Origin of the sequence: Salmonirosea aquatica (genome assembly GCF_009296315.1) — a bacterium.
Lineage (GTDB): Bacteria > Bacteroidota > Bacteroidia > Cytophagales > Spirosomataceae > Salmonirosea > Salmonirosea aquatica.
The window spans coordinates 32,914-59,818 of record NZ_WHLY01000004.1 but is presented as its reverse complement, the minus strand read 5'-3'; the positions used below and the strand labels follow the sequence as shown (position 1 = coordinate 59,818).

General features: G+C 46.8%; 34 protein-coding genes and 1 pseudogene. 4 read left to right on the top strand and 31 right to left on the bottom strand.

What is annotated here, in order from left to right:
* Positions 1-89 precede the first annotated feature (89 nt).
* From GBK04_RS28945 to GBK04_RS28925, 5 genes are all read right to left on the bottom strand, one after another.
* Positions 90-2,462 carry a TonB-dependent receptor gene (locus GBK04_RS28945; RefSeq protein WP_373331517.1) on the bottom strand — a complete coding sequence of 791 codons (2,373 nt, stop codon included), beginning with the start codon at positions 2,460-2,462 and terminating at the stop codon, positions 90-92.
* 168 nt (positions 2,463-2,630) lie between these two features.
* Positions 2,631-2,846: a hypothetical protein gene (locus GBK04_RS28940; protein WP_152766591.1), complete on the bottom strand. Its 216-nt coding sequence runs from the start codon at positions 2,844-2,846 to the stop codon at positions 2,631-2,633.
* 299 nt (positions 2,847-3,145) lie between these two features.
* Positions 3,146-3,775, bottom strand: coding sequence for a hypothetical protein (locus tag GBK04_RS28935; RefSeq protein WP_152766589.1), 630 nt, complete (start codon positions 3,773-3,775; stop codon positions 3,146-3,148).
* Positions 3,776-3,856: 81 nt separating this feature from the next.
* Positions 3,857-4,228 (bottom strand): DUF6567 family protein, encoded by a 372-nt coding sequence (locus GBK04_RS28930; protein ID WP_152766587.1) that lies wholly within the window; start codon positions 4,226-4,228, stop codon positions 3,857-3,859.
* A 249-nt stretch (positions 4,229-4,477) separates the two neighbouring features.
* Positions 4,478-5,095: a hypothetical protein gene (locus GBK04_RS28925; protein WP_152766586.1), complete on the bottom strand. Its 618-nt coding sequence runs from the start codon at positions 5,093-5,095 to the stop codon at positions 4,478-4,480.
* Between the two features lie 931 nt (positions 5,096-6,026).
* Between GBK04_RS28925 and GBK04_RS31385 the strand changes: the two genes are divergently transcribed.
* Together GBK04_RS31385 and GBK04_RS28910 are read left to right on the top strand one after the other, a co-directional pair.
* Positions 6,027-6,233: a hypothetical protein gene (locus tag GBK04_RS31385; protein ID WP_373331516.1), complete on the top strand. Its 207-nt coding sequence runs from the start codon at positions 6,027-6,029 to the stop codon at positions 6,231-6,233.
* A 669-nt stretch (positions 6,234-6,902) separates the two neighbouring features.
* Positions 6,903-7,490 (top strand): Crp/Fnr family transcriptional regulator, encoded by a 588-nt coding sequence (locus GBK04_RS28910; protein WP_152766582.1) that lies wholly within the window; start codon positions 6,903-6,905, stop codon positions 7,488-7,490.
* Here GBK04_RS28910 and GBK04_RS28905 read toward each other — a convergent pair.
* The 22 genes and pseudogenes from GBK04_RS28905 to GBK04_RS31365 all read right to left on the bottom strand — a co-directional run bounded on the left by GBK04_RS28905 (position 7,487) and on the right by GBK04_RS31365 (position 23,857).
* On the bottom strand, positions 7,487-7,786 hold the full coding sequence (locus tag GBK04_RS28905; protein WP_152766580.1) for a hypothetical protein: 300 nt from the start codon (positions 7,784-7,786) through the stop codon (positions 7,487-7,489). The genes GBK04_RS28910 and GBK04_RS28905 overlap by 4 nt on opposite strands.
* Positions 7,787-7,816: 30 nt before the next feature.
* A pseudogene (locus GBK04_RS31380) lies at positions 7,817-8,242 on the bottom strand (GrpB family protein).
* 143 nt (positions 8,243-8,385) lie between these two features.
* On the bottom strand, positions 8,386-9,393 hold the full coding sequence (locus GBK04_RS28890; protein WP_152766574.1) for a S1 family serine peptidase: 1,008 nt from the start codon (positions 9,391-9,393) through the stop codon (positions 8,386-8,388).
* Between the two features lie 21 nt (positions 9,394-9,414).
* Complete coding sequence (locus GBK04_RS28885) at positions 9,415-10,395, bottom strand: hypothetical protein (RefSeq protein WP_152766571.1); 981 nt, start codon at positions 10,393-10,395, stop codon at positions 9,415-9,417.
* 181 nt (positions 10,396-10,576) lie between these two features.
* Positions 10,577-11,284 carry a DUF4386 domain-containing protein gene (locus GBK04_RS28880; RefSeq protein ID WP_152766569.1) on the bottom strand — a complete coding sequence of 236 codons (708 nt, stop codon included), beginning with the start codon at positions 11,282-11,284 and terminating at the stop codon, positions 10,577-10,579.
* Positions 11,285-11,492: 208 nt separating this feature from the next.
* On the bottom strand, positions 11,493-12,665 hold the full coding sequence (locus GBK04_RS28875; protein ID WP_152766567.1) for a serine hydrolase domain-containing protein: 1,173 nt from the start codon (positions 12,663-12,665) through the stop codon (positions 11,493-11,495).
* A gap of 17 nt (positions 12,666-12,682) precedes the next feature.
* Entirely contained in the window at positions 12,683-13,264 is a 582-nt protein-coding gene (locus tag GBK04_RS28870) for a hypothetical protein (RefSeq protein WP_152766565.1), read from the bottom strand.
* A 128-nt stretch (positions 13,265-13,392) separates the two neighbouring features.
* Positions 13,393-14,520, bottom strand: coding sequence for an AraC family transcriptional regulator (locus tag GBK04_RS28865; RefSeq protein ID WP_152766563.1), 1,128 nt, complete (start codon positions 14,518-14,520; stop codon positions 13,393-13,395).
* Between the two features lie 434 nt (positions 14,521-14,954).
* Complete coding sequence (locus GBK04_RS28860; RefSeq protein WP_373331515.1) at positions 14,955-15,407, bottom strand: Crp/Fnr family transcriptional regulator; 453 nt, start codon at positions 15,405-15,407, stop codon at positions 14,955-14,957.
* A 44-nt stretch (positions 15,408-15,451) separates the two neighbouring features.
* The gene (locus GBK04_RS28855; RefSeq protein WP_152766561.1) at positions 15,452-16,171 is read right to left on the bottom strand and encodes a DUF4386 domain-containing protein; all 720 of its coding nucleotides are present in this window, start codon (positions 16,169-16,171) and stop codon (positions 15,452-15,454) included.
* Positions 16,164-16,592: a DUF6326 family protein gene (locus GBK04_RS28850; protein WP_152766559.1), complete on the bottom strand. Its 429-nt coding sequence runs from the start codon at positions 16,590-16,592 to the stop codon at positions 16,164-16,166. The genes GBK04_RS28855 and GBK04_RS28850 overlap by 8 nt, the downstream gene beginning before the upstream one ends.
* A 98-nt stretch (positions 16,593-16,690) precedes the next feature.
* A complete protein-coding gene (locus GBK04_RS28845) occupies positions 16,691-17,275 on the bottom strand; it encodes a Crp/Fnr family transcriptional regulator (RefSeq protein WP_152766557.1) in 585 nt (194 codons plus the stop codon).
* A gap of 809 nt (positions 17,276-18,084) precedes the next feature.
* Complete coding sequence (locus GBK04_RS31375; RefSeq protein WP_373331514.1) at positions 18,085-18,210, bottom strand: hypothetical protein; 126 nt, start codon at positions 18,208-18,210, stop codon at positions 18,085-18,087.
* On the bottom strand, positions 18,203-18,547 hold the full coding sequence (locus GBK04_RS28840) for an IS110 family transposase (RefSeq protein ID WP_373331513.1): 345 nt from the start codon (positions 18,545-18,547) through the stop codon (positions 18,203-18,205). The genes GBK04_RS31375 and GBK04_RS28840 overlap by 8 nt, the downstream gene beginning before the upstream one ends.
* A gap of 339 nt (positions 18,548-18,886) precedes the next feature.
* On the bottom strand, positions 18,887-19,924 hold the full coding sequence (locus GBK04_RS28835; protein ID WP_152766555.1) for a S41 family peptidase: 1,038 nt from the start codon (positions 19,922-19,924) through the stop codon (positions 18,887-18,889).
* Between the two features lie 13 nt (positions 19,925-19,937).
* A complete protein-coding gene (locus GBK04_RS28830) occupies positions 19,938-20,876 on the bottom strand; it encodes a hypothetical protein (protein ID WP_152766553.1) in 939 nt (312 codons plus the stop codon).
* A 291-nt stretch (positions 20,877-21,167) separates the two neighbouring features.
* Positions 21,168-21,566, bottom strand: coding sequence for an inner membrane protein YiaA (gene yiaA / locus GBK04_RS28825; protein WP_152766551.1), 399 nt, complete (start codon positions 21,564-21,566; stop codon positions 21,168-21,170).
* A gap of 280 nt (positions 21,567-21,846) precedes the next feature.
* Positions 21,847-22,710, bottom strand: a complete 864-nt coding sequence (locus tag GBK04_RS28820; RefSeq protein WP_152766549.1) for a DUF4595 domain-containing protein — start codon at positions 22,708-22,710, stop codon at positions 21,847-21,849.
* 71 nt (positions 22,711-22,781) lie between these two features.
* Positions 22,782-22,916 (bottom strand): hypothetical protein, encoded by a 135-nt coding sequence (locus GBK04_RS31370; protein ID WP_373331512.1) that lies wholly within the window; start codon positions 22,914-22,916, stop codon positions 22,782-22,784.
* Positions 22,913-23,176: a hypothetical protein gene (locus GBK04_RS28815; RefSeq protein WP_373331511.1), complete on the bottom strand. Its 264-nt coding sequence runs from the start codon at positions 23,174-23,176 to the stop codon at positions 22,913-22,915. The genes GBK04_RS31370 and GBK04_RS28815 overlap by 4 nt, the downstream gene beginning before the upstream one ends.
* A gap of 292 nt (positions 23,177-23,468) precedes the next feature.
* Complete coding sequence (locus GBK04_RS28810; protein WP_152766547.1) at positions 23,469-23,702, bottom strand: hypothetical protein; 234 nt, start codon at positions 23,700-23,702, stop codon at positions 23,469-23,471.
* A 23-nt stretch (positions 23,703-23,725) separates the two neighbouring features.
* Positions 23,726-23,857, bottom strand: a complete 132-nt coding sequence (locus GBK04_RS31365) for a hypothetical protein (protein WP_373331510.1) — start codon at positions 23,855-23,857, stop codon at positions 23,726-23,728.
* Positions 23,858-23,900: 43 nt separating this feature from the next.
* Between GBK04_RS31365 and GBK04_RS31360 the strand changes: the two genes are divergently transcribed.
* Complete coding sequence (locus GBK04_RS31360) at positions 23,901-24,047, top strand: hypothetical protein (protein ID WP_373331509.1); 147 nt, start codon at positions 23,901-23,903, stop codon at positions 24,045-24,047.
* 14 nt (positions 24,048-24,061) lie between these two features.
* On the opposite strand, the gene GBK04_RS28800 is transcribed toward GBK04_RS31360, so the two are convergent.
* The gene (locus tag GBK04_RS28800; RefSeq protein WP_373331508.1) at positions 24,062-24,709 is read right to left on the bottom strand and encodes an alpha/beta fold hydrolase; all 648 of its coding nucleotides are present in this window, start codon (positions 24,707-24,709) and stop codon (positions 24,062-24,064) included.
* Positions 24,710-25,017: 308 nt separating this feature from the next.
* On the opposite strand from GBK04_RS28800, the gene GBK04_RS28795 reads away from it, so the two are divergent.
* Positions 25,018-25,452, top strand: a complete 435-nt coding sequence (locus GBK04_RS28795; RefSeq protein ID WP_373331507.1) for a hypothetical protein — start codon at positions 25,018-25,020, stop codon at positions 25,450-25,452.
* Here GBK04_RS28795 and GBK04_RS28790 read toward each other — a convergent pair.
* The 3 genes from GBK04_RS28790 to GBK04_RS28780 form a co-directional block, all read right to left on the bottom strand.
* Positions 25,444-25,776, bottom strand: coding sequence for a hypothetical protein (locus tag GBK04_RS28790; protein WP_152766543.1), 333 nt, complete (start codon positions 25,774-25,776; stop codon positions 25,444-25,446). The genes GBK04_RS28795 and GBK04_RS28790 overlap by 9 nt on opposite strands.
* Positions 25,777-25,786: 10 nt before the next feature.
* A complete protein-coding gene (locus GBK04_RS28785; RefSeq protein WP_152766541.1) occupies positions 25,787-25,993 on the bottom strand; it encodes a hypothetical protein in 207 nt (68 codons plus the stop codon).
* A 302-nt stretch (positions 25,994-26,295) separates the two neighbouring features.
* Positions 26,296-26,862, bottom strand: a complete 567-nt coding sequence (locus tag GBK04_RS28780) for an HI_0983 family protein (RefSeq protein ID WP_152766539.1) — start codon at positions 26,860-26,862, stop codon at positions 26,296-26,298.
* Positions 26,863-26,905: the final 43 nt, after the last annotated feature.

Here is a 26,905-nt window from a genome sequence, read left to right as displayed (position 1 = left end):
TCTTTACATTGATCAGAGGCTATTGTCCAAATGCGGGTTGTTTCGCCCGTTAAACGCGATAAATCGCGTTTCCACAATTTGTCGATTTCTCAAAATTTGAAATTGTAGGTGACGGCTGGGATTATTGACCCGATGATTGAGAAGCGAATGGCTTCGGTCGTCAGCGCATTATCTTCATTCTGCTGGACATAGACTGAGTACGGATTCCGGCGATTGTAGGCGTTATAGACCGAGAAAACCCACTCACCCCGTACGACTCCGAACAGTTTTTTCCTGGACTTCAAGGTTGCCGCCAGATCCAGGCGATTGTACGGTGGAATTCGGTTATTGTTGCGGGCATTATATACGTTGTGCGGCAACGCCCAGCCATTATACACAAAGCGGTTGGTAGGAAAGGTCGCGGGGGTACCTGATGCAAACGTAAAAGTGGACGATAGCGTCAATCGTTCGTTGAGATTATAAATCCCGACCAGCGTAACGTTGTGGGGTTTGTCGAAGCGAGCCGGAAACCAGTCGTCGTTGTTGACGCCGTCGACCAGCCGTTCCGTGCGGGCCAGCGTATAACTGAGCCAGCCTGTCAACCGTCCCTTGTTCTTTTTCAGGAAAAACTCCGCTCCGTAGGCTCGGCCTTTGCCAAATAGCAAATCGCCTTCGACGTAGCGATTGAGCAGCAGGTCGGAGTTACGTACGTAGTCGATTTGATTCTGCAAATCCTTGTAGTACACTTCCACGGAAGCCTCATAGGTATTGTCGCGGAAGTTCTGAAACCAGCCCAGTGCCACCTGGTCGGCGATTTCGGGCTTGATACTATTGGTACTAAGCGTCCAGACGTCGACCGGCGAAGTAGCTGCCGTGTTGGATAGAAGGTGCAGGTACTGCACCGTGCGGTTGTAGCTGGCCTTGATCGAGGCGGTCGGACTCAGACCGATATTCATAGAAAACCTTGGCTCCCAGTTGCCGTATGTCTTGATCACATCGCCTTTCGTTACCGCCGTTCCCGGTAATACGGGTAGTTTGCGCTCATCTGGCTGGATTTCCTGATATTGATAGACCTGACCCGGACCGACGTTGCGGTACAGAGAGTAACGCAGCCCGTATTGCAGCGAAAAGCGATCGGAGATTTTCTGTTCGTTAGCGATGTACAAAGCTGACTCGTCGCCGAAGCGGGAATCAAGGCTGATGTTGCGGCTCTCGCCACTGGACACCACCACGGCATTACCAGGACAGCTGTCGTATTTGATGTACTGTCCGCCAAAGATAAGCTGGTTGTTGGGCGTAAGGTAGTAGGTGAAGTCGGGCTTCACGCTGGTACTAATGATTTTGGAATTCCACTCAAAGCGGTCGTTGGGAGTTTTATTATAGGGGTCCGAATTAATGGAATAGTCGTAGTTGCTGTAATAGGTTGTAAGGTTGAGGAAGAGCTTATTCGAAAAAATGTGATTCCAGCGTGCCGTGGCGGTGCCATTGCCCCAGCCAAAGCCAAAATCCGCCGCCCCGAACACATCGCGCCCGAAGTAGCCGGAGGCATAAAAAGTATTTTTGTCATCGAGGCGGTAGTTGACCTTAGCCGTGAGGTCATAGAAGTTGAAGCGGCTTTTTTTCAGATCGCCTTTTAGGAAAGGTTTCGCCAGCACATCGATGTACGACCGCCGCGCCGCCACGATGAACGAGCCCCGGCTCTGGGCGAAAGGCTGCTCGTAGGTCAACCGTGAGAAAATGGTGCCGATTCCGCCGTTGATTTCGCGCTTCTTGGTATTGCCCTCCTTCATTCTGACGTCCAGAATCGACGAAATACGCCCGCCGTACTGCGCCGGGATACCTCCCTTGATAAGCTTGACATCCTTGACGGCATCAGGGTTAAAGACCGAGAAAAAACCAAATAAGTGAGAAGAATTATAGACGGGAGCCTCATCCAGCAGGATCAGGTTCTGTGAGACGTCGCCGCCACGCACATTGAAGCCCGAAGCGCCTTCACCGACGGTGGTTACGCCGGGTAATAACTGGATGCTGCGGATAATGTCCACTTCGCCCAGCAGGGCCGGAATCTGGCGGATCGTTTTGATATTTACCTTATTGACCGACATTTCCAGGCTGCGGACGTTTTCATCTTCTTTTTTAGTAGAGATTATTACCTCTTTCAGTTGTTTACTTTCGGAGGTCATTTCCACATTCCGGCGCTGATCGGTATTGAGCGTCATGCGCTCGGTCAGTTTCTGATAGCCTATACAGCTGAACACCAGCGAATACTCACCCTCGGGCAAGGTAATCGAATAGAAGCCGTATGGATTCGTGGCAACGCTCGTGCTACCTTCCCGCACGTACACCGACACACCGATTAGTCCCTCGCCGTTGGCGATGTCTTTCACGTAACCGCTGACGGTGTATTTTTCCTGTGCCTGAGCGTTCAAAGTACCCGTCAGCAGTATCAGCCCCAAGACCGTCAATCGTTCTAAGTTATTCATCAAGTTATGTTTCACTTTTCTGTCCTTCATTCTGGGACAAATCTGGCCCTTCGTTCCATCATAAACCCGGCAATCAATGCACAAACTTAGGTAGGACGTTTTAAGTCTAGCGCGGGAAATTGACCCGACCGGACATATCCGAGATCAAGGGTTTTATAAAATCATTTGTTAAGTCAAGAAGCAAATCAAGGCATTGAAATCATCGGCAAACTCATCAATCTGAGTAGCCATATTTTTAGGCCTAATGCGTTTCAATAAATTGACCACCAGTTTCCTAATGCTACTCATTATCCTGCTGACGTGCTGACTCTTGATTCTCAAGCCATCTTCGGCCAGTGTCATGTCCCAGTAGAAATGGGTCAACACTCCGGCGGCCCGGTTCAAGAGGCCAATGCCGGCGGGTAGGGTCGAAAAGTTTCTAGTCCTACCCTCGGTTCGCAGGACGAGCTTTCCTGACGTAGTACCACGTTTCCTGGCTTATCTGGCTGCCATCCGATGGCCTAGCCTGTAAGAACGAGGACCATGCTATGCTTTTTGCTTCGGTTGTCGCGCCCGTGCGGAACTAGCTTTGGATTGGCGAGGGGTGGAAGTCAAGATTGTAGTCTGGAGAACCAAAAAGACAGGGCTGCCTGTCCCTTACTATTTTTTAAAAGAAAGCCCTGCTTCATCTGATCATTATAGTTTTAGAAATTAAACCCGACATTTAGTCCTGGTTCTGGAAAGACGAATTTAGACCATTTATCATCTACCTGTTTAAATCCATCAGGTAATTTTGTGTGATAAGCACGATGGGTCATACATAGTGATGGTTGAAAGAAAAATTTGTCCTTAAAGAGTTTGATGTGATAACCAACACGGTATGAATTGAAAATCTGACAACCATTGTCAATTTTCTTACCCTTGTCATTCACAAAATTTTGCCAAGTAGGCATTACATCAAGTTGGGCATACAAGCCTTTCCATAAAAATCGTTGGTAGGAAGCTGTTACGCCAAACTCACGAACATATCCCGGAAATCTTTCTTCTGGCTTCTTGTATGCTTTGTTTAAAAGTGGATGAATACCATTTGGCCAGCCATATTTCCAGGTTTTTGGAGACAATCTAATTGCGTCTTTTCCCGTAATCCGATAACCCATATCGAGTTGTGCGAAGTTGGGCGGGTCTTCTGTATCGAGATTACCCAATAAAACAAATAAAGAGGTTCCAACGAACCATCGTTTGTAAGTGCTGCCTGTTTTAGCATATTGAGCTTTAACTTGCAGAGTGCTTGCCACCATTAAGGTCAAGGCGAAACATAAAATTTTCTTTTGCATGTCTTTTTTTAAATCGTGTTAAACGATACCGCAAATATAGATTGACGAGATACACTAAATACGCAGCCCATCTCTTTGAACTTATCTCGTAAATTCAACTACTTGGGCACTCACCGTAATAGTTCTTCTGACAAAAAAAGGGGCAAAACCACTAATGTGTTCCTCAGTTATCACGTTGATTATGGCTTTGGAACCGTTCTGCAAGTTGGCTTTATTCATCATCGCTGAATATGCATTTTGGTACAGTTGCCTTTTTTTCATACCTCCAATTGCCAATACATAAGAATCCTCCGAACTTCCGCTTACCTGATCAATTACTTTGAAGTTGTTCCCACTCAAGTGTACCTCGGTGGCGTTTTGATTATGGTTGGTAACAAGGGCGGTGCCGACGCCACATGAACTAAAAAATGCCGTGAGCAGTAACAACACGGAATAAATGCCAATTTTTCTCATAATAGTAACTATAAATTTATTACTTATATATATATTCAATTTTTATCCGAAATGCAGGATAGACTCACCAATACAGTACTTTTTCCACTTTTTGTTTTGGACTTTAAATCATTTCGATATGTTAGTGTTTTAGAAATATGAGGTCGCCCTGATAGAACGTTCTATAAAATCTATTATTGAACAGGAGAAGCTTCTGTTTAGAGGGAGGATTATTTTGTAATGAATAAGGTTAATTTATCGATAAGGATTCTAAAAGTTAAAGCCAAAATTAAGCCCTGGTTGAATAAAGTAATTGGGCCATTTATTTTCCAGTAATTTAAAAGATTCTGGAACATTATTTCTTACTGGCCAATAACTACACCCAATAGCTGGTTCAAAAAAGAACCGGTTTTTAAAAAACTTAATCTGGTAACCCAAATGAAAGTTGAGATATAACGTGTATCCATTTCCAATTTTTTTACCATCTTCATCCATATATTTTTCAAAGGCATTCAATGCATGGACGGATGTGAAGATTCCTTTCCACCAAAAACGCTGGTATCCTATTGTAGGTGCAAGTATTCGTGCATGACCGGGATAGTTTAGTCCTGGTCCATCTAATGATGGACCAAATGGAATGCCTATTGGCCAGGCATAAATTGATCTTTTAAAATCAAAGGAAACAACATCTTTCGGTGTTACCCTATAACCAAAATTTAATTGCACATACTCAGGGTTATTTATTTTGGAAAAATTTCCCAACATAAAGAGTGAACTCCCAACAAAAAACTTTTTGTAAGTACTATCTTGTTTGGAATTTTGTGCATTCACCTGAAAACTGTTTGCCAACACTATGGCAAGTCCAATCCATAAAACTTTCTTTTTCATATCTTTTTTAATTAATGATAAACGAGACTGCAAAAGTAGATTGGCGAGATACACTAACCCGTTCACTTAAGTTAAGAAATTCGTTTTAGGTCTTTTTTAGGTCTTGGACATTTTTTTTGGTCACATGGTATGAGCCAGGACTCGTAGCATGAGATGTTCGGACTTGGGCCGCCTTTAGCTGATGCGCTTGACGTGCCGAATGACTTTGCTCAATTCCTGGGTGGCCCGCGTTATTAAGCCGCTGGTAGGCGAAGTTGGCGATCGGTCGCAGCCAGTTAGAGAGCGTGTGGATGAAGTTGATCAGCCTGCGCTACCCGAGGCCTTGGCGACCCACCCCAGCAGGGCGAGCTATAACTCGTCGGAGTTGGTGTCCAACTCAAAGCCTATGTGGAAGCGGTCAGCCTCCCAGGTCGTGATGCGGAGTAAAGACTCAGCATTGCCTCTATTTCGAAAATAGTCTTCACCTGTTGCTGAGCGTAGTCAAGTTCCCCCGCAGCGGCGACCATGTGCAAGTTGATGTGATGACAGATGTGGGTCGATGAATGAGAATTAGCCTGCACCAACTCCTGCCAGTGTTTATCCGGTTTACAATTGCATATCAGTTGGAATGCAATAGCAGGTTGTAATAATGATCGAGTTTATGATCAGCCGCTTGCACCCTTCCGCGATAGGCTGGTTATGGTGCGCGGCGCGGCGCGTTCCAGTTGAATTCCCAGGGGTTGCCTCGCATAACCCCTTTGAAGAAGTGGCTCGCGTTTTCCACTTTGGAGAGCAGGGCTTCCACAGATCTACCTGGCTACTGTACCTGAAGATATAGACGGACTTATAAAACCTGCCTAGTTCATTAAGATCCTTATGGAGCGGATTTGAAAGAGAGTGGGATGGGCTCACCCGTGCGATTTAGACGCCTTAACAAGGTGGATGCTTTCTCGTGGCCGAGCTTGATCGTCCATACCAAGCCCAGAATGATGATGAGCAGTACAATGACACTGGTAGTCAACATATTGAAGTAAAAACCTATAATATGGCCGGTCAAATTAATGAGTTTGATTTCCGCCGAATAGTCAAGGATTACGAGCTTACAGTATCTTCTTCGGTTGGTTGGCTGATGCTAGCCAATATCCAGATGATCTTGTAACGAATCGACTTAGATAACCAAACTTAATTTCCAAACACGCTCTAATTCAGTTTATGACGAAACAAATACCTTTATAAGAAAGCCGTTTGCTAAATTTATACAAGAATTGTTGGACCACAACGACATCAATACTACCTTGCAATATACATACATAAGTAGGCGTAAGCTCGATAATATTAAAGGCCAATTCAACGAATTGAATGGGTCAAAAGAGTGTTCTGGTAACCTCCTCAGCAAGATATTGGGAATTATGAAAATTTAAAAAGTAAGACATCAGAATTACAATGAAAAATAAGAAAGGTACACCTAAATACAAAAACTAGTGCTAAACTTGCGTATATAAAGGAGTTACGACGCAATAAGGACGGGAATCTCAGACGGCCAGTTTTTGTCTAACTCCGGAGCCTGGGGAACTTGTCATCGGAGGCCCCAAAGTAGACAAAAGCGATGATAATAGACTTCACAAATTAATAATTGCAAAATATTTTATCATTCTGGCTATATTGGATTTTTGCTTCCTTATCTACCCTGCCGACTGCGTACAACTGGCGGCTTGATGAAATTGCTATTCGTTCAAACCTTTGGTTTTCACTCAGACAACTTAATCAAGCCACCGGGCGTTGGTGGCAAGTGTAACTAAATACAAAAACAAACTAGATAATAAAAATAATGGAAAAATTAATATTTAATTTTATTTCAAAATACATTTCTTTAACAGAAGAAGAAGAAAAAGAATTTATAAAGATAAACACTTTTAAATCATACAAAAAAGGTTCTTTTCTTTTAAAAGAAGGCGAAATATCAAATAAAAGCTATTTCATATTAAAGGGTTGTATAAGAATTTTTTATTTGACAGAAGGGATAGAAAAAACTACTGAATTTTATACTGAATTAGAGGGTATAAATCCGCATTGCGCTGTTGACAAAAAGCCATCTAAATATTATATTGCCTGTGTAGAAGATTGTATTGTATCAGAAGGAGACCCTAAAATGGAAGCTATTATGTTTGAAAAATTTCCCAAATTTGAACTACTTTTTCGCAAATTAAACGAAGAGCTATTTGTAAAGCAACAAATTAATTTTGACGAATTTAAGACTTCATCGCCTGAACAACGGTACCTGAACTTAATACAAAAAAGACCAGACCTGGTACAACGTGTTCCACAACACCAATTAGCGAGCTATTTAGGTATCAAACCTCAATCATTGAGCAGACTAAGAGCAAGAATTCTCGAAAAAGAGAGGGTACTCTGCTAATTTTGAGCAAAATACCAGTCAACCATAATTTCATGTATTTGCTTATCAATCCCCTGCCTTTCAAATTTAGGTTGTAAAAACAATGCCCAAGCTTTATTGCCTTCTAAGTCGACAATAGAGAACACAACGATATGGTTATTAATTTCACATACCCAACCTTTCCCTCTTTTAAATATAAATTTTTTACAGTCGGTATCTGTTATAAGAGCAGGGTTCGATAATGTGTTTTCGATCACGGAATTTCTGACTATTTGAATTTGTTCAACACCATCAAGTTTTGCTTCACTTCTTTCCATGTGTTTTCAAGTTTTTTTGGCAATAGAATATTACCTGAGGCTAGTAAATTGATATTTTTTTCTTGCCCATTCATTTTTCCTCAAATAATTTCGGGATAAAAGATGTCTTTCGAATGCTTTACTTTCAGCCGAACAAACATAAAGATGGTGATTTACTGTATCTAAGATTCCATTTTTCATTTTACCATCCCTTTAGAATACATCTCGATCTTCAATACCCTGATTTTCATTGTGGTAGTATCCAATGGTTTTTAAACCCAACTCTATTATAATGAGATCCACTTGAATTGAATAGATAATATCAATGTCGATAATTGGCTTTAAATCCAGGTTTGGCACAGGAGTACTTCCAACGTGTTCAATGGTATAAAATATTCCAATCAAAGCAATATCGATTTCACTTTTAATATTTTTGAAATCGTCAATCCAACTTGATGAATAATTTTGGAGTATCATTCTAAATTTTTTCAAATGACTCGTAATCCTAAAATATAACGATCATATTTTTTACATAATCAAAAATTAAAATAAGCATCTGTATTGCAATTTTTGTTATGATTGAATTTAAGCTCTGACTTGCATTGTTTTTAGTACTCAGCTTACAGTTCTCCACTGACATAGGATCTTATCTTATCCTTGTCTGCCTGCGGTAAACTGCTATAAAACTTCTTCAACTTTGAATTTATATGGGATACTTTCACCGCTCTGATTATCCTGGGCACATTTTCCACTTCACTGCCTCTCACCATAATGCCCAAAAGCTGCCCTGTTGAATTGAAGACTCCGCCTCCGCTCATACCAGCTATCCCCGGTGCTTCTACAATAAATTCTATCAGGGAATTGTAGGGAATATCGCCTTCTGAATCGCCGGCACTCCGTAATTGGGTGAGGATGGATTCTGCTTCTTTGTCCGATAGAATCTTCCCGTAAGCGACCGCACCATTTGGGTAATTCACCACATCTTGCGGATAGCCTACCAGGATTGCCCTTTCCCCTTTTATGGGTTCATTCCAGGTTTGGTCAGCTTTCGAGCGATTACCCGGGTCGTACATCTGCAAGGGAGCATTGGTTTGCACCAGGACCGGATATTGTGGAAACATTCCCTGCTTTACCCGCTGATTGTCAACGATACCCAAATAAAAATCCTCAGAAGGCAGAATCGTGGTATTTGTGGCAGAAACAGAAATATCGAAATGCATGAGGGGGAAGTCCGCCGTCAAAGTAGTTCCCAATTCACTATATCCATTCTCAGGTGGGATTTGTGAGGTTTCAAAAATCCCTGGATTTACAGTTGCCAAATCAAAATATTCGGCACTCCTCGTACGCCAACTGTTGAGGCCGTACACATGGTTTGCGCTAACGTAAAGTCCCAATCCAAAATCGTTTTTCGTACTCCAAATGGTTTTTGAGCCTGGCCCTCTCTTTCCTACGCTGCCCCTGACTATGTTAAGCAGATCTAGTAGTTGGTGATCATCACCCTGCAACACATCTTCTATTCGCATAAGACGTGACGTATCAACGGGTAATTGAACGGTAGCTTTTGAGCAAGACTGAAAAATCCATAGTACGCCAGCAAGGAAAGCCAGCAAAATTAATCTTGATCTCATAGAATAATATTTAATATTACCTTACTTCAAAAACGCTATCCCAAGTCCAAGTCCGAATCCGAACTGACCGTTCTTGTTCTGCGCGAAGGGCTTAAACTCGCCTGTTTTAGTTAACTTTCCTTCCAGACCCTTGGGAATGTTGGCGTAGTAAACACTTGGGTAAAGTGTAAGCGACAGCTTATTCATCCTTTTCATGATGCCTAGCCGAAGGTGAGTCGACTGGGTGGCGGTTTTGAAACTAAGGTCTTTTGTCAGGTAGTTGTACCATATGATTTCAGGCTTGAAGTACCAGTCGGCTTTCAACCCGGTCAGACTGCCGATGCCGAAACCAGCGCTGAAAAGGGGCGTATCCAAAGAATTGTAGCCCAACGAGACGATCGAGTACAGGGATTCAACCCCTGATTTGTAACTCAACCCCACATGCTGGTAGTCGGCAAAGAAGACTTCTACCTCGCGGTATCCGCCATTCCTATAGACGTTGACCAGCCCTATTCCACCTCCCTTTTCGATGGAATCCGATATGTTGATGAGGCCGATCTGATATCCCCTGAGGCGGGTAGCCTTATTAAACAATCCACCTAATTGCACACCGAAGACCTCTTTGGCCGTATTGGCCAGTCCGGCCAACTGCACGCCATTGACATTTTGAGCATGGTTCGACAAACCCGCTTCCTGGAAGCCTTTCACATCGCCTGAGATATTGGTCAGTCCCGCCGTTTGGTAGCCAGTGACGTTACCTTTGGTGACGTTAAGCAGTCCCGAGCTTTGGCAGCCCGTCAAATCGCCTTGATTTTGGTTGTAAAGCGCCCCAATCTCAACTCCTTTTATGCTATTGACTGTACCCGAAAGCAGGTTGAGAGAGAAATGGTAGTTGCGGTTTTTGCTGTCAGCACCATTGGTGCCGACCGACTGTACTACCGAAAAGTGGAATGGCTGCGTGGTGGTTTGGGCGTTGGCAATGCTGGCCAACTGCGGTAATACTAGAAAGATGATTCTTTTCATGGCTTTAAGATTTGTAAATGTGATGGCAAAAGTAGAAAGGGCGATTTTGCCGTCTATTAACTTTGGTTAAGAAGGAGGTTCTTGACCCACTTAGGAAGTATTTATAAAGGCTCTCATTTCATTGGGATTTGGTTTGTAAAAATTCACAGTAGCGCGGTATTCTTTCAAACTATATACCAAGTCAAAAACTGATTAAGTGCCCATGCTTTAAACCAAAGCCTTTGGAAAGCAGCCAAATGGCTACAATCATTTCATAGATGAAGATCGGAAGTGCAAACAGAAAGCCAGCTACCGATACTTGTTGAATGACACCGAACAGTTCCAAAAGCGAAGCGACGCAAATCAGGATTGCGGCTACAAGGCCCAGCAGTGCAATTTTTCTGGGCAGTAGCGCCGACCGGTAAAAAATAAAGCTGTACACGAATGTATTGATACCTAGCATGAAATTGGGTCCTAAAATAAACGCCCAATCGTGGACGCCTTTCAGAACTTCCCCAATGGAATGAAAATGCTTATAGTCGGGCGTGCTAGAAGCCGTAAACGATTTGCTAAGTGTAATCAATGCCAGTACACCGACTAATCCGACTAAGATAAACACCACTTCCAAAGTCCGGAAAATCACGTATCCCAACCCCAGGCTTTCGTCGACTTTGCGCAAGATGGGGTACATGAATATCCCGGTGCCGACGGCTGCAGTGGCTAGAATCAACTCAAAAACTGCCCCTAAAACGACCTGATCTGAATGCAGGAAACCTGTGGTCAAATAGTCAGGATCTGCCAGAACGGGGGCATAAAGCAGCTTGCCAACTATTGACGTCACCGCCGCCACTATAAAGCATAGGCTTGTGGTAATGGCGTTTCTTTTGTTAATTTCGGTAAGCGGTTCCATTCAATTTATACTTTATAGATTCATTCTTTTGAGAATGTTTACCTTTTAAAATTTCAACCTGTGGCTAGGGTTGGGTGTGGCCTGTGCGGAAAATTCCTTATCCACTGTATTTTCAATCTCCTGATTGCTGTTTTGTTCGTTCTTCATAAACTAGTAGTTTCAGGTTTACAGGCATCTGTTGACTGTTGTCAAGAAATAGGTATCCGATTCACTTCTGCTGAAATAGATAATCAAAAATCTCCTTGCTCTCGACGAACTTTTTGATTTTGGCTGAATCCGAATTCCGGATGAGGGCGATGGTGACTTTCTGCTGCGGGAAATAGAACACCATGCCATTGAAGCTATGTACGGTGCCGTAATGCCCGATGGCCACCCCCTGATTGGTTTCCAGTTTCATCAGCCCCAGGCTGTACCCTTTGATGTGCTTGAGGTCTTCGCCCACGTCTTGGGTGACGGGGGTAAAGGCGTGGAGCGCCTGCGTGGAGGCAGCGGAAAGGAGCTGGCCGGTCATGAGCTTTTCGTGAAAACGGGCCAGATCATAGGAGTTGGCGATCATGCCGCCATCCAGCATGTCGGCTCCGCCGACGGCATTGTTTTCAATTTCGGTCAAGTCCAGCATGAAGCCGTTGTCGTTGCTATCGTAGTAGGCCCGCGAGAGGGAGCTTGGGACTGACGCGGAGGCGTATAGGTTTTCAAATCCGTTGGGCTTTAAGAGGTGCTCGGTGATGTACCCGTAAGCCGACAGGCCCGTCACCTTCTTAATGATGAGTGCAAGCAGGAGAAAATTGGAGTTGGAATACTCGTCCCGCTCCCCGACTTTGAAGTTGGCCTTCTTGCCGAAAATGGATCGCAGATTTTCTTCGGCGGAATGCTTCACCACCGATAGATTCAGGATTTGAAGAATATTGGAGAGGCTGGAGTACTCTGCGATGCCCGAGGAATGGTTGAGCAACTGCCGGATGGTGGCCTGGTCGGCGTTGGCGATGTTCCTGGCAAACTCGGCGGGCAGGTACCTGCCCGCCTGGTCGTCGAGGTTGAGTTTGCCCGCTTCCTGCAATTTCAGAATGGCCGTAGCCGCGAATATCTTGGATACACTTCCCACCCGTAGCGTGTGGCATGGGGTCAGTTTGACCTTATTTTTAAGATCGGCCATCCCGATTCCTGAACTCCAGGTACCCTCCGGCGTGATGACCGTCAGGCTCGCGCCCACTACGCCCTCGGCCAGCAGGGCGTCGGCCAGTTTTTGGTACCGGGCGGCATTCGGGTGATTTTTGATTCCTTTTTCGCAGGCTTGGGCCGGAACGGTTTCTTTGATTTGCTCGCAGGAAGCGAGGGTCAGGAGCGTGGAAAGCAGACCTGTGACTAATGGAAGGGTTTTCATGACGGGTTTTTCGATGTTTAGTTTTGAAGGTTTACCTCAATCCCCACACTCAGCAGGGTATGCAGGGAAAAAGCTATTTTTTTGGAATACGGCAGGGCCACCATCGTTTTGTAGTCGGTCGTGAGGCTGTACTTTTTGTTCAGGGCGTATTGCAGTCCGAAACCTACCCTGGCGTTGAATTGGGACTTACCCCAGTACGCCGCTTTTTCGTAGCCCCCGTTGCGCAATTCGTACACCTCACCCGCCGCCAGCGTGTGTTTGTAGCCCAGCGCGGCCAGAAACCTGGGCTGCAGGCCAAAGCCAAACCGGTAGCCCAGGCCATAGGTAGCGTCGAGCATCAGTGCATTTTCGGAGAGGCGATGGTGAAAAAAGGAAAGGTCGGCGCCCAGGGTACTTTGCCAGTGATTACGGCTGCTTACCAGGAAATCCGAGCCGATGGTCAGGCCGGGATGAAGGGGCCGTGGCAGTGCGTTCAGGGTAGGCAGGCTCGTTGCCTCGTTCAGCACCGAAACTTTGAGGTTCCTTGGGGCTTGCCCCCGGGCGGGAAAGAACAAGAAGAGCAGCAGGCTGATTCTTACAATTGATTTTGATGGGTACATACCTGTTTGATGATTTGTTTGAGCCGCAAAATTGGGTAAAACATAGCCATCGAACGACCAGCCTTGTAAGGTGGGAAGCGTTTTGGATCGTGAAGGTGGTGCCACCCTGAGGGGTGGGACGCCGAAAATCAGACCCTGGTGGCGGCCTGGGCGTATTGCGATGGAGAAAGCCCGGTGGCCTTCTTGAAAACCCGGTTGAAGGCCGACTTGGAGTTGAAGCCACAATCGAAGGCAAGGGCCAGGAGGGTGAACTTCTGGTTTTCGGCGAGGCTTACCCGGCGCTTGAACTCCTCGATCCGCATGCCGTTGATGTAATCGTAAAAACTCGCGCCCTCCATTTCATTGATCGTCTGCGATAGGTAATTGGGATGTATGTCCAGGTGGCTGGCTAATTCCACCAGGGTCAGTTCGGGTTGAAGGAACAGTTTTTCAGAGTCCATCAAGTCTTTCAAACGGGCGTGCAGTTCGCTGGCCGCGTCAGGGGTAAGCCCTGACTTGGCATACTTGCTTTTTTGGGTGGCCGGCTCCGGTTCCTCCGGGGCTGTAAACTCCCCTTCGGCAACTGGTTCATCCGCGTCTGGTAAAGCCTGGTTGGTGAATATACCGGCCTGTCTGATGCCGAAGTACCCTATCAAAACCACAAATACCGTAGCCAGACTGAAGGTTAGCTCATCGCTGAAACTCAGAATGATTGAAACCCAGATCAGCCCCATGCCGTAAAACAAAAACCGCAGCCAATCGAGGTTGACCTTCTCCTGGTTCGAGAATATATCCACCAAGCGCTTCTTGTGCTGCTGCAGGAGTCTGTTGGTGAGGTAAATGTACAGGATTCCCGAAAGGCTCAGCAGGATATTGGTGATCAACAGGTAGGTTTCGTAGCCCTCCCCTTCATGTTGAAAAACATACGCTTTCCGTGCCGCCGGAAGCAAAAAGAAGGGTACGGTCGAAAGGATAATCCCCACGGGCAGGAGGGAGTGTACCAGCCAGACCCTCACACGCAACGCCCGGGGTTTTGTGAGTGCAAAGGCATAGAGGAACAGAAGAGGGCCGTGCAGGAAAGGAAATGGAAGGGTGGAGCCGATCAGGAACGGGTATTCGTACATCAGGCCCGTTAGCAGACTGTAATAGGCAAACAGGTGCAGGCCGACGACAATCATCCAGACCCCCAGAATCATATCCGCCCTATGTCGTCCGGCTTTGGTGAGCAGGAGAGAGGCCAAAAAAACGGAAATGAAGATGCCGATGACGTAGATCATACCGCAAAGGTAAGAACGGGGCCCGCAGAAAATGGATATATTGACCGTTGGCCGAAAAACGGTATGGTCGGATAGGATCGTACCCCCCAGGCGGGAAGTGAGCAATCACCTCCCGCCTGGGGGGTACTGGTTCTGAAGGTAGTTTTCTGAAATTTGACTCCAATGGGGTGGTCTGATTTAGCGGCACATTGTGAAATTGGTTTTTGGGCATAGGTGGAACTCCCGACGCGGGCCGTTCATCCGAATTAAGAAAAAAGGGGTCCGAATGAATACCGGGAAAGGTCACCCCTGAATTCAGTTGACCGCCAGGGTTTTGGCTTCGGCCACCAATCTTTTACGAATTCGGCTCAGTGAAGGTGGAGTGATGCCCAGGTAGCTGGCCAACTGGTGCTGGGGTACCCGCTGAACCAGATCGGGCCGGGTTTTGAGTAATTTCAGATACCGCTGCTCGGGGGTGGAGGTCTTGAAATCATCGAAAGAAACCTGATTCCTGGCCAGTATTTGCTCGGAAATGATCCGGCATAAGTTTTCGAAACGGGGAAACTTTTGAACATGACTTTTTCCATATCGGGATTTCCCACGGCAAGAATGCAGTCTTCCAAGCAGGCAAGGTACTGTTGCGACGGTTTGTGGGTCACGAGTCCGGCAGGAGCGAAGAATTCGAACTCTGTGTAAAAGGAAGTGGTTTTATCTTCACCATCGATGATATAGTAGCTTCTCAAGCATCCTCTGAGGACCAAGTACCCCTCCCGGGCAGGATGACCCTCGCTCAACAATACCGTTCCTTTTTTGCAGGTTCTGATTAGCGCCAGGTCGATGACCGCCTGCTTTTCTTCTTCCGAAAGCGGCATGTATCGGGCAATGAAATCAAAAATCAAGTTTTCCATACGGTGCAGGCAGGGCCTTGTGTGCGGGAGTTGTAGCAACAAAGCTAGGAGTGGGACCTTTCTTTAACCTGTATTCCTTTGGCCAGCAGCCAGGCCATCGTGCCCAGTTCGGCTACCGAATGAAACACAAAAAAGTAATCGGTCACGAACGACAGGCGTTCAGCCAGCAAAAGGTAATCGATCACCTCGATGACGTAGGCTACCCCGCCCAGGATGAGCCATATTCCGAGGATTTTTGGCAAATAGCCCGACTGGATCACCAGCTGTCCGAATGGAATGAGCCAAAGTCCCCAGAAAACCATGGGCAGGATGATACTGCCGTAGGTGTAGATACGCAGAAACAAATACACCGTTTCCTGCCGCTGAATCAGTGCCAACGAGGGCATCAGTTCACCCTTGGCGGTCATTAAAGCGGCCAGATGGAAACCTTCGCCCAAAAATACGAGGGGGATTTGCACCAGAACCAGCACGACCATCAACTGCGCCCGGCGTGCGTGGATGCCCCGGAAAATGCGGTAAAGTGCGAGTACCAGTAAGATGAACACGACCGAACTCAACAACTGGCTCGCCATGCCCGCCCGGAAAAGGAATTCGTGATTCAGCAGGTTGTGCATGGTGGCGGGGGCATCGCCCCTGACCATGACCTGCGAAGGCGCGTACATGATGCCCAAGAAGCCACAGATCACAATGATGAGGTAGAGTACCCCGGCGATTCTGCCTAATTTTCGGCTTGGTTCCCAGGCTGTTGAGGTGTGCTTATTCATGTCGGGAGGCGTTAGGCCATTTCCAGGCGTACCACACGATTGTGGCAGTGAGGGTACTTTCAATCAGGGCATACAGCACGTAAAAAGCCCGCCAGGGAGTCAGGCTGGTGGCGGCGATCAGGAGCATGATCGTGGTGTAGAAAGTGCCCACAATGAGGTTGAGCCAGCGGTTCAAGGGAGGTTTTGTAAGCACAGAGAGCATGACCATCAACGACGGAATCGCCAGCAAAAGAGCGGCCAGGAGGAGCTTGACGGGGCTATCCAGCAGATTGTGCCCGCTGATCAACCCCTCGGCCTTTTGCGGAACGTACAGCTCAAAGTAGTCGCCGTATAAATACAGGAAGGTGACCGATGCCCATAGGGCTGAAAGTTTGATTTTAATGTTGATATCAACATTCTGTAAATAGGAGGATGGTTTCATGAGTCAGAGCGATGTATTTACCAAAACTAGCTCTGTACCGGCAGGAAGTCGTCAGACAAATGTCCAATTGGGACAGACGGTCTTTTTTGTGTTTGAAATCAGACAGAAACCTCCTTTCTTAATCGACTTAAATGCCTCTGGGTTATGCCGAGGTAGGATGCAATGTAGGAGAGGGGGACATGTCTTGCTGTATTCGGCTTTTCTTTCATAAATTTCAGGTACCGCTGCTCAGCCGTAAGGTTGGCTAGATCAGAGATACGTTCTTTCTCCTCTGCCAAGCGCTTTTGAAGTATACGTATTGTATAGTCTTTTAGCGTAGAACTTGCCTCGGCCCTAAGTTCGACATTGGCGCGACTGATCCGAAGTACCTCACAATCTGTTATACAATGGATTGTTTCGTGAGAAACTGTGCGGTTCATAAAGTGAGCGTATGAGGTAAAAAACCGCGGGCCGTTATTGAGATCCGTAGTAATTTCCTTGTTATCAATATCCAAGTGAAAACTACGCATGTAACCCGAAACAATGAAGTTATGGTACCCGGGAATCTTTCCGGGTGAATGGGCAAGGGTACCCTTAGGCATGAACACAGGTTCAAAATACTGCCGGATGGCGGCTTCGTCTGATGGCGGAATAACCAGAGTATTGCTGATGAAATCTAACAACCTTTGATGGTAGAGCTCCATGAATTTACCATTAAGGAAAATATGAGTAAAGTGTGGACATGCTACGATTAAAGAAAAGGTAGTAATATTCAGCAATAAATATAGACAGATTAATGTAAATTTTTCATTTCACCCATTCTACATTTAGCCAACGCAATGAATGCTCGATAGTCAGTTTAATGTTACTGGGGTTCTTCATTAAACGGGGCGGTTCGACACGTTAAGAAACTAAGAAGTCAGTTTATCTGCTGATTTTAGCTTCTGTACCTAATTGTACACCGTCCCATAAGCTACTTTAATAAGCTTGCTGGGGTTCTTCTTCCAAATGGGGCCTCCAGCGTACCGGGATTTAAACGGTGAGGCCATAAATACTAGTTTCTTGGTCTGATTTTGAATTTTGCACGTAGTCGTACACAGATACTTGACCGCCCCGGCGGCCCGGCAAAAACGTTTCAATGATTTAGTCGCATTCTTTGATCTTCCGTTCATACAGTCGGTAAAAATCCAGAGAAGCCTGTTATTCGAAGAGCAGTTCTTCCCGCCACCAACCCTGTATGTAGAGCATCAGTAATCTCCTGACGGGACTTTTTAACCCGCTGGCTGACCAGCCCTGTTATTGCCTTTCGGGTTATACTTTCGTAAAATTAGATTCTATAACTTATTGATAATCAAATCAACATTTTTTCAGTTTATTCTGTAAAATGATGATTTTCAAATACTTATAAATTATAATTCTATCTCCTTAAAGGGAATAAGTGTTCTGGTTCAAGCTGTCCGGCTAGGATAGCCTGAATGACAGCCATGCCTGATTGTCCAGTAATCTAGCAGATTTACGGCTGGTGCTGTCGTGTCAGCAGCCGCAGGGCGTACAGGTTTTTGGAAAGTGGCTTCCAGAGCGGCAGTTGCTGCTCGAGGCCCATCCGCGACAATCCCTGTGCGTCGATCTTGTCATTCATGGACAGCGCCGGCTGCCCGGTTGTAGCCCAAGCTTTTAAAGTAGTGCTTGGCTTTGTTGGGCAGCAAGATAACAACCGGCTGGTCCTGCTGGTACAGGTACCAGGCAACCGCCTCGTGGTAGACACCGGTCGACTCCATCAGGTAAGTCAGGGGCAGTCCCAACTTTCGGTGGCGGGCGACCCAGGCCAGCAGGGCTGCGAAGCCAGCTGGCTTGTTGGCCACTCTGGTGGTGGCTTTGGCTGTAACCCGGCCGGTATTATCAATCACCGACAGGCAAACCTGGAGCGTATCCTTGTTAATAGCCAGGCCCACGCAGTAACGCAGAAAATCGTTCATAACTAGATGGATAAGAAGGTGAAACATAAACCCGACCCGACGACTTTCCCGGCTCTGGCACATCGATGGCAGAGCACAGCATCGAGCCGCGTCTATGGGTACTGTCGGAGCTTGTGGGAAAGGGACAGGGAAACCAGCACAACCAGCCTGGTCAAGATCACCGGCGGGTGTCTCAGCCGGTACGCCGGAGCGGGCCGATCCCAGGTACTGGTTGCCCCTGTCAGGTCTTATTCAAAATTTGCACGCCTCCGGGCACCCGGTTTTTCTGACAATCTCAATCAAATACAAAGATATGAGCGGCCGACCGTCCCAAGTGTGTTAACTACCATACTAAACTTCTCACTCCAATCTTTGGCGGGCCAGTTCCAGAGTTTTGTCCACGCCATTAATCACATCGACCTTCTTATTTTCACTACTAATTTTCGGCGTAATCCCGATGCCTTCATAGCTTTTGCCGTCTGATCCGCGGTAGTCGCCTACACCGACGGTAATAATCCACCCGTTAGGCAACTGATGGGCGATCACATCAGTAAACGCACCTGCTGTCTTAGTTCCAATATGGGTAACATTAGCATTCTCCAGCATGGCAAACGTGAAGGTCTCACCCGCACTTATCGTAGTGGAAGTCGTCAGCAGGATGACTGGTTTAGTATATTGGCTTTTACCCGTCGGCTCTACATACCAGTTTACGGCAGTATCAAACTGGTCGTGACCTGGACCGTTTCTTTTCCTGGATGTCATGAACAATTTCTTTGAACTTGAGAATCGGCCGGCTATGTACTTACTCACCTGATCGGAGCCGCCCTTGTGGTCTCGTATGTCAAACACGATTCCTTTGGTGGAAGCCAAAGCGTCGATGGCTTTGACCATGTTTTTTTCGTAAAACGAAAACTCGCCCTGGAATGATTTGATATGGATATAGCCAATGTCCGACGTTAGTTTTCCGTAGCCAAAATCGTCTGTTTCTGCGTGGTATTCAGTCAGATATTTTTCCCGGACTACCTTGAAATCGAAATCTTCCTGAGCTGGGATATGTCCGTTTTCCCCGCTGTTATAGTCTGTCAGCTCTGGACTGTTGGTATAGATGTTTATATGTTTGTCATCTAAAACGTGCACGGTCGAGGATAGGACTGAAAACAATTCCGCGTCGGTTCTTGCCGCCTGTGCCATCGGTAGGTGAGAGGTATACACCTTATTCCAGTCGATATTTTTAACCAGGAACAGTCCATAATGACTGTCAAATTTCTGCCACATTTGCCGAAAATTGTTTTCATTGGAATTGTCGACCTCAGGGGCAACCATCATTTCCTGACAGGAGGTGAAAGAGATAAGTACGCCCATTAGAATTGTTGCGAGTACTGTTATTTGCTTTTTCATTAGGAGGTATATGTTAAAAAGTAAAACCAAGAGATAATTGACTGCCTGCTTCCGTAAGGTGATTGGGTTTGTAGTAATGCATCCAGGACGCTGCGTACATGATATCCAAAGCGATGCGCTTTTTTACCAACAAAGGGTACTTTATTGAAAATCGGACATTTTGAAAATGATTGAGTGTTTCCAGCTTATTGTTACCCGTGAAAAAAGATTTCAAAACCGACTCATCGGGCCTTCCCGGCGACTGATGATAGGGCATCCGGGTTACCACCGAAGCAAGTGGAACTCCCAATTCTAAAAAGATTGGTTTGCCATTTCTTAAAAAATAGTCGAACCGTGCTTTGGCATTGAATGAGCCGTTATTGATTAAGCCGATATTGATAAATCCGGGTATGTAGGTTAAATTTTCTTCCAAACTTCCTCCAATGTATAATGCATTGGATGAACTTCTTACTTGCTGCATTTTGTGTAAATAGCCCAACCGTAGATTGAAACCTATTTGACTAATTTCAAGCACTTTATGTTCAGTACTTTCAACGCCGTTAATATCCGTTTCCTTTGCGTATATTTCAACATCAGACCCAGAATTGGGTATTAACGCCCCTGAAAATACATGGAGATCAGACCAGAAAATGCCTTTTTTTGACTGGTGTGAATATTCGAGCTGAACCTCTGTTCTGATCGACTTAAACATGTTTGTTGAATACAAAAGATCAACCGTCTTGATGTAATCAGCTCCTACCCCAATCCGGAATTGGTTTCGCTTATGCAGCGCGTCAATACTACCTTGACCTTGACCTTGAACCTGTACCGCAACCAGCAAAAAAGCGAAAGAAAGTTTAAGCAGAAGAGAACATCGTTGGGTGTAAATAGCCAATTGGCGGAAGGGTGCTTTTTTGAAAAGTGTAGATTTTATTTCATGAGCTAAGCTTCGATTAATGGTTTTCATTTTCATGGTAATTTGTAAAGTGATTAAAAATGTGATAGTAATAATTAGTGGGAAGATTAGTCCAGAAAAAAGAAGAAATCTATACCCTAAAAATAGGGTCGTTATCGACCATGTCCTTGGTTTGGGCATAGATTTCGGAGGCAGTAAGCAGTGGAAAAATTGCCGAAAACAGCAGGTACCGAAGCCATGCGGGTCAGGAACCCGATATCCAGAAGATAAAAAAAAGCGTGGCGGATTTGCGGATAATTAGTTTTTTCATGGGTACCACGAAAAGAAGGTGAGTGATTACGAATCCAATTAATCCTTCCTGGAAACTTCCTGATTGTTCCTGGTATTTTTCTGGACGGCAATGGCTCCGAACAAACCCATCAGGAAGGAAGAGGTGTAAAATCCCTTTTCGCTTGGCAACAGTGTTGCGTTCCACAGGCCAACCGTCAGCAGCGTACTAGACAGGATGGTAGACAACCAGCAGATAGCGTAGTATAGGTCCGTCACCGGAAGGCCCTCCAAACGGTCGCGCACACTTTTCTGAACCGATACCATCGCGAAAATGCCGTACATCAGCACGGTGAAGTAGAAGCCCTTTTCATTCAGCAGCATGTCGGACCGCCACAGGTCGATCAGGTAGCCCAGCATACCCACTCCGAGAGCCAGCCATGACGCGCCCATGAAGGCGGCAGATGTTTTTTGATGCATGATTTTGGGGTGTTAGAAGGAGACAGGTATACTTATGAAGCAAATATGGGGGCAGGCAGGCTCGTCTTTCAAAAATTTTGGCGTAAGTAGGCGTAATCTGGCTTTGAATGGCTGGTAATGGACTCTGAGTCGTTAAGTGGGCCAAACGTCTCAACGGCAGGGGATTGGTCCGGTAGTCTAAAAACAGAAAGCCCACCGGCATGGACACGGGAGGGCATTTGTCGGGGTTACATGTCCCGTAAATTGGGGCAGTACGCCCCGGGTTTCTCGGGCAGGCAGTTCAGAACGGCATTCCCAGGTCGGCTGTCACGTAGGCGTACGACTTGGTATCGACTAGGGCGGCACCAGTCAGTTTGTACTGCTTTCGTTGGGTCACATAGCCATCCGCGTCCAGAACGTAGGTGTAATAGTCGCCATCGAGTGAAGCCTGCGGGGTTACGAGTGTGACCAGGTGCTTGCCCGGCTTACCGAAAATCCGCAGGTAAGCGTCATGTTCGTTCACCCCTATCACGTTCAACGGATATTTATCACTAATGACCGGGTCGCTCCCTGCCGGACTGTAATTGAATTTTGTTGCAAAACTGCTCGATATTCCCGTCGTTTCCGTCGCCGAGACCATGTCGCCGTCAGCATTGTAAGCGTACCCGAATCCACCGACGCAACTGTTTTTATTCTGGTAATTCACTAACTGGCCCTTCTCATTGTAGGCAAACTTCCACTCCCTTAAGTAATGGAGAGGGACATTGTTGTTGACAACTGTAATCGCTTCGGCAGATTCGGTGCAGCGGCCGCTGGCATCCAGCATAAAGGTTTCATCCCGCAGTCTGATCTTTCCCTGATGCGTAAACGCTCTGATCTTACCGGGACTGTAGGTGTAATCGGTCTGGATAGCCAAACTGCCACGGACGGGGGTGGTTACGTTCAGAAGTCGGCCATCGTTATCGTACGTCAGGGTAGCCTCACCGTGTTTGGTGAGCTTGTGCACATGGGGAGAGTTGGGTGAGATACCCTCACTTCCGAGCCGCGCTGTGGCTCTTGAGGTTGCGTCAGGCGGCATGGGCCCCACCGGGCTGTCTTTCTGGCAGGCAACGGAGCCAATCGCTAAGGCAAGAAAAAGGGTATTTTTGAAAACTGAAATATTCATTGGTTCAAGGTGTATTTAATAATTGGGATTTGTTTTGATTCGTGAAATGGATCGATTGAAACACTTCGGGCTTATTTGCCGAGCGTCACGACCCGCAATGGAGCCACGGGTTCCGGCGCATCGGTATGCAATTGAATCGGTTTGACGATGACCTCCTTGCCCTGGGTGATGCGCAGCGTGTAGGCCCCGTCCCTGAGTTCATTCATATCAAAGATCTGGCTGAACTTGTCCCTTTTTTGGGTAGGGCGCCCTGGTAGAGTTGCTTACCTCCCGGGCCCAGCAATTGCACAAAGACAAGCGCGTTTGGTTGCTTTTCAACGGACAGACGGATTTTGTTAGGCTGGCCGGTTTGATACACCCCAACGGTGAGCTGATCAGGGGCAGAGGTCGTTTGGGCGAATGTGGCCGAACCGGCCAGAGCGAATGCGCCTGCCAGCAGGCTCTTGAAATGGGTTTTGTTTAACATGGCTTTGTTGGTTTACAAAATGTTACATACTGTTCGTTTTTTGCCTACTCGATTTCAGGTTTTCGGCCTCCCCTGCTTTATTGTGATACAAAGGTGGGGGGCGTGTGGGAGGGCGTCAAAAGTTTCGTCCCGAGCTGCTGTAATCTTGGCGTTGAAACGTAAGTCAACGGCGGTGAGTCGTTTATGAGCTTCGGTTCACGACGGGTTCTCTCATAATAACTGGACAAAAAAACCTCCGTACCTGTGGCGGAGGGCTTCTGAGAACCTGCTGGAGTAATGCCGTCTTTGTGTCTCACATAGTGAGCTTCGACTGGTCGGGGTAGCGTAGCGGCCCTCCCACGCTTGTTTGACCGTATCGGTTTACGTGGTTGCCCAGCCTCCCCTTCGAGCATCTACAGCAGCCGGTGTGCGTGTTTTTCATGCGCTGTGACCGGATTGCCGAAGCCATCAATGCATTTAGTTGGCTGGCTAGGCGGTCATCCTGTTCGTCATAAAATACCTGCTCAGCCCGTTGTGAATCGGTCAATGGAATTCTTCAATCCGAATGGGTTAGTCAGGATCTGGGTTTTTACCCCGACAAATTGACATAATCTGGTCGTCAAATATGAAATAACCGTTTCCTGAAAGCTTATCATTGATCACCTGCTGACCGATGAATCGCAGGATGACTTCGCGCTGCACAAGGGGTGTTTTTGTTTGGTACTCCCAATACTTGGGTTCTGTAATGCCGATGATAACCAAGGCGGGCGGTAGCCAGCTCGTACCACATATCGAAACTCGTTTCGGGGCTGGTGTAATGGATCGTGCCCCCGCGCCCTTCGTGGAAGTAGCTCAGGTGCGGGCTGGGTTCGGCGGTTGGGCTGTCGGCTGAAGGAGTAAGCTCCGTCATGATTTTTGAATAGTTTTCCCGATGAAATTCAGAGCCTTATCGTAAGTTTCAATCCCATGCCCGACCTTAGGAAATACGACGACTTGTTTCAGTGACTTCATGTGTTTTCTGGCATTGTCAATGGACTTTTGGTGAGGAAACAGTAAATCCTGATCCCCTTCAAGCAGGAAGGTGTCGACCGTGAACTGGGCCAGCTGCCTATCCATGTAATAGGGCTTTTGGGTGTTGTCTTTATACCGGGTTAAGGCGAAAACCTCGTAGTCGACCAGCATTTTTTCGGCGGTTGGGGAAAGCTGATGATTCGGTTTGCAGAAAACCGCCTGCTCTAAAAATGTCAAAACATTCGTTTCATTCGGGCGCAGGATGGGCAAAAGATTGTAGTATAAGTTTTTGAGGCGAAGGGAAAAAGGTTGCAAACAGCCCGGATTCAGCAGAAAAGCCGCTTTGATCCGTTCTGGACTGAGCAGGCCCAGCTTCATACAGATTAGCCCGCCGAACGAAGCTCCGGCTACGTAGGCAGTTTCGATGTTCAGACCATTCAGTACCTCCGTCGCCCAGCACCCATACTCCAACGAGTGAATCTCGGGAGTGTTCCCTTCACTCAGGTTGGGCAACCCGTTGGTTTCGACCATGTAGATTTTCATGGGATGGTTCAGGTTGTCCAGGCCCCTGTCAAAATCCCAAATGAGCGACGTCGTTCGTGCTCCCGGAAATATTACAAGTGTGTCAGGGTAGTCATGTTGGGTATTGAAGCCCCAAACGTGTGTTTCTCCCAAGGACGTTGCGACGGTATGACGTTCGTACGTCCTCCCGTTATTTTTTTCCAATTGACTGACCCAATTTTCAAAATAGTCAACGTCTGATTTTTTGTCTTTAAAATAGGATCTGTGTTTTACTTTTATGTCGGCTGAAAGAGTTGAGCTTGGCATGGTTGTGTGTTTTCTAAATACGTATGATAGATAAAGAAACGGGTTCAATTCGTCTTTCGGATACCTGCCAGCTTCATGCCGGGGATACTTTGGCGGATACATCGGCCTACCCGCCCGGCGAGATTAAGCAGTTTGTCGACCACAGGAACGGTTGGCAATGGCTAACCATTAAAAACATGGTCGTAGAGGAGTATTACGTCATTATCTCACTCGGCTACTGTGCCAAGGCCCTGCAACAGATCGAGTTGTTGGTGTACCATGACCCTTTCGACCTGACCGCTGGCTGGGATTCGTGGTCGGAACAACGGGAACTGGAAATGCTGGCTGTCCTGCGGGTTTGGCTCTGCAACGAATTGGGGCGCGAAGGCCCGTTTGCTGGGGAGACGCACAGGCATCTTATGATCCCAAAGAGGGGTACAGCTCCATCGGAATTCAGTACCGATAATCCTTTATGTTAGGCCTAACACCCACTCTTTCACCGATGAAAAACTGCCCACTACCGAAGCCCTTCGGCTTATAGCTTGGCCTTCGTTCGTAGCGATATTCAGTTCGATGGTACAATCAATCAGGCCGGGGTATTTCCGCATCACCAGTGTTACGGTCGATTCATCCAACCAGCTCACCTCCCAGGCCGACCAGTCATCCGTGTTGATCGAAAACAGACAGGCGCTGTCGCTTTCCCGAATCAGCGACGGTTGGTCGATCCAGTGGCTCATCCGCATCTCATAACTGTCAAAACTTACCTTATACTGCCGATTAGAGGAGAAGATATCTTCGGACATGGTAGTCGATTTAAAACGTGTGTTTAGCCCAAAGGTATCCCCCAATAAATGCGAGGATGAAACCAATCGGGCCGAGAAAGAAAATGCTCGTCATGCTGGCCTCGACGCTCCGGTCGTGCCCATTAGACGAAAACTTGCCCATAAGGTAGTAGCTCAGAAAGGCCGCCAGGATGTAGCCTGCCAGGCCGATGAGGAACCCGATTCCGACGTATTTCATTCGTTTTTCTCTGGTTTAGATGGTTTTTTGAGCTTACCTTTCTTGTCTCAATTTTCTATTTTCATTATCCCACAAGGCCCCCAATGTGCCCGTAGCGAAGGCTAAAAGCATGGCAACTGGTGGGGTGTCGGCCCAAAGCCAATGCATTCCTTCGGTGTCGAAAGTACATGCGGGACACAAAAGCCCATACAGTAGGTTGGAACTCATAAAGAGAGTTCGCTTTTTGAGGGAGTGCTGTTTAATTTCGGTACTTGACCAATCCGCACTAAAAAGCAATTTGGAGTAAACGACAAGCTCTTTCACTAGTTCTTTAATTGAATTTCGGGCATTGATAGTTCAGCTACTTCGTTGACTAAAAGCTGTTTTTCGACTTTCAGCTTAGTCAGAAACGGGGAAATTTCTGAGCCATATTTTCGGATGCTGATCATGAACAGCAGAATGCCTCGCTGGCCGGATTTAGTCTTGACGGCTTTAAACCGGAATACGTCCCGCTCCACCAGAGTATCCCTTTCATTGGCGGCATTGTTGCCAATCAGGCAGTCGATGATTTTTTCACCCGTGGCGGGATTCTTGATCACTTCGTAGTTGACAATCGGATTGGTGCGTTTCAGTTTATCCAGTTCGCGTAGTTTGGCAGCCACCGCCTGGTCTACCGTTGATTCGGTCAGCATACAATCAATACCCACCATCGACTTGTACTTCGGAAAGTCATCGCCAGCAACCAGGTATTCCTGTTTATAAAGCGAAGCATCCGGGTGGGCCGACCAGCTTAACCGATAGGTGTTTTTTTGGACGGAAATCGGTGCCTGAATCCCCAAATAATTAATGGCGGGTTTTGGCGTCTGTGCATAGCCTGGATCGGATAGCATGAGTAGGACCCATAAAGAGATGAATAATGGTGTGATTGGCATG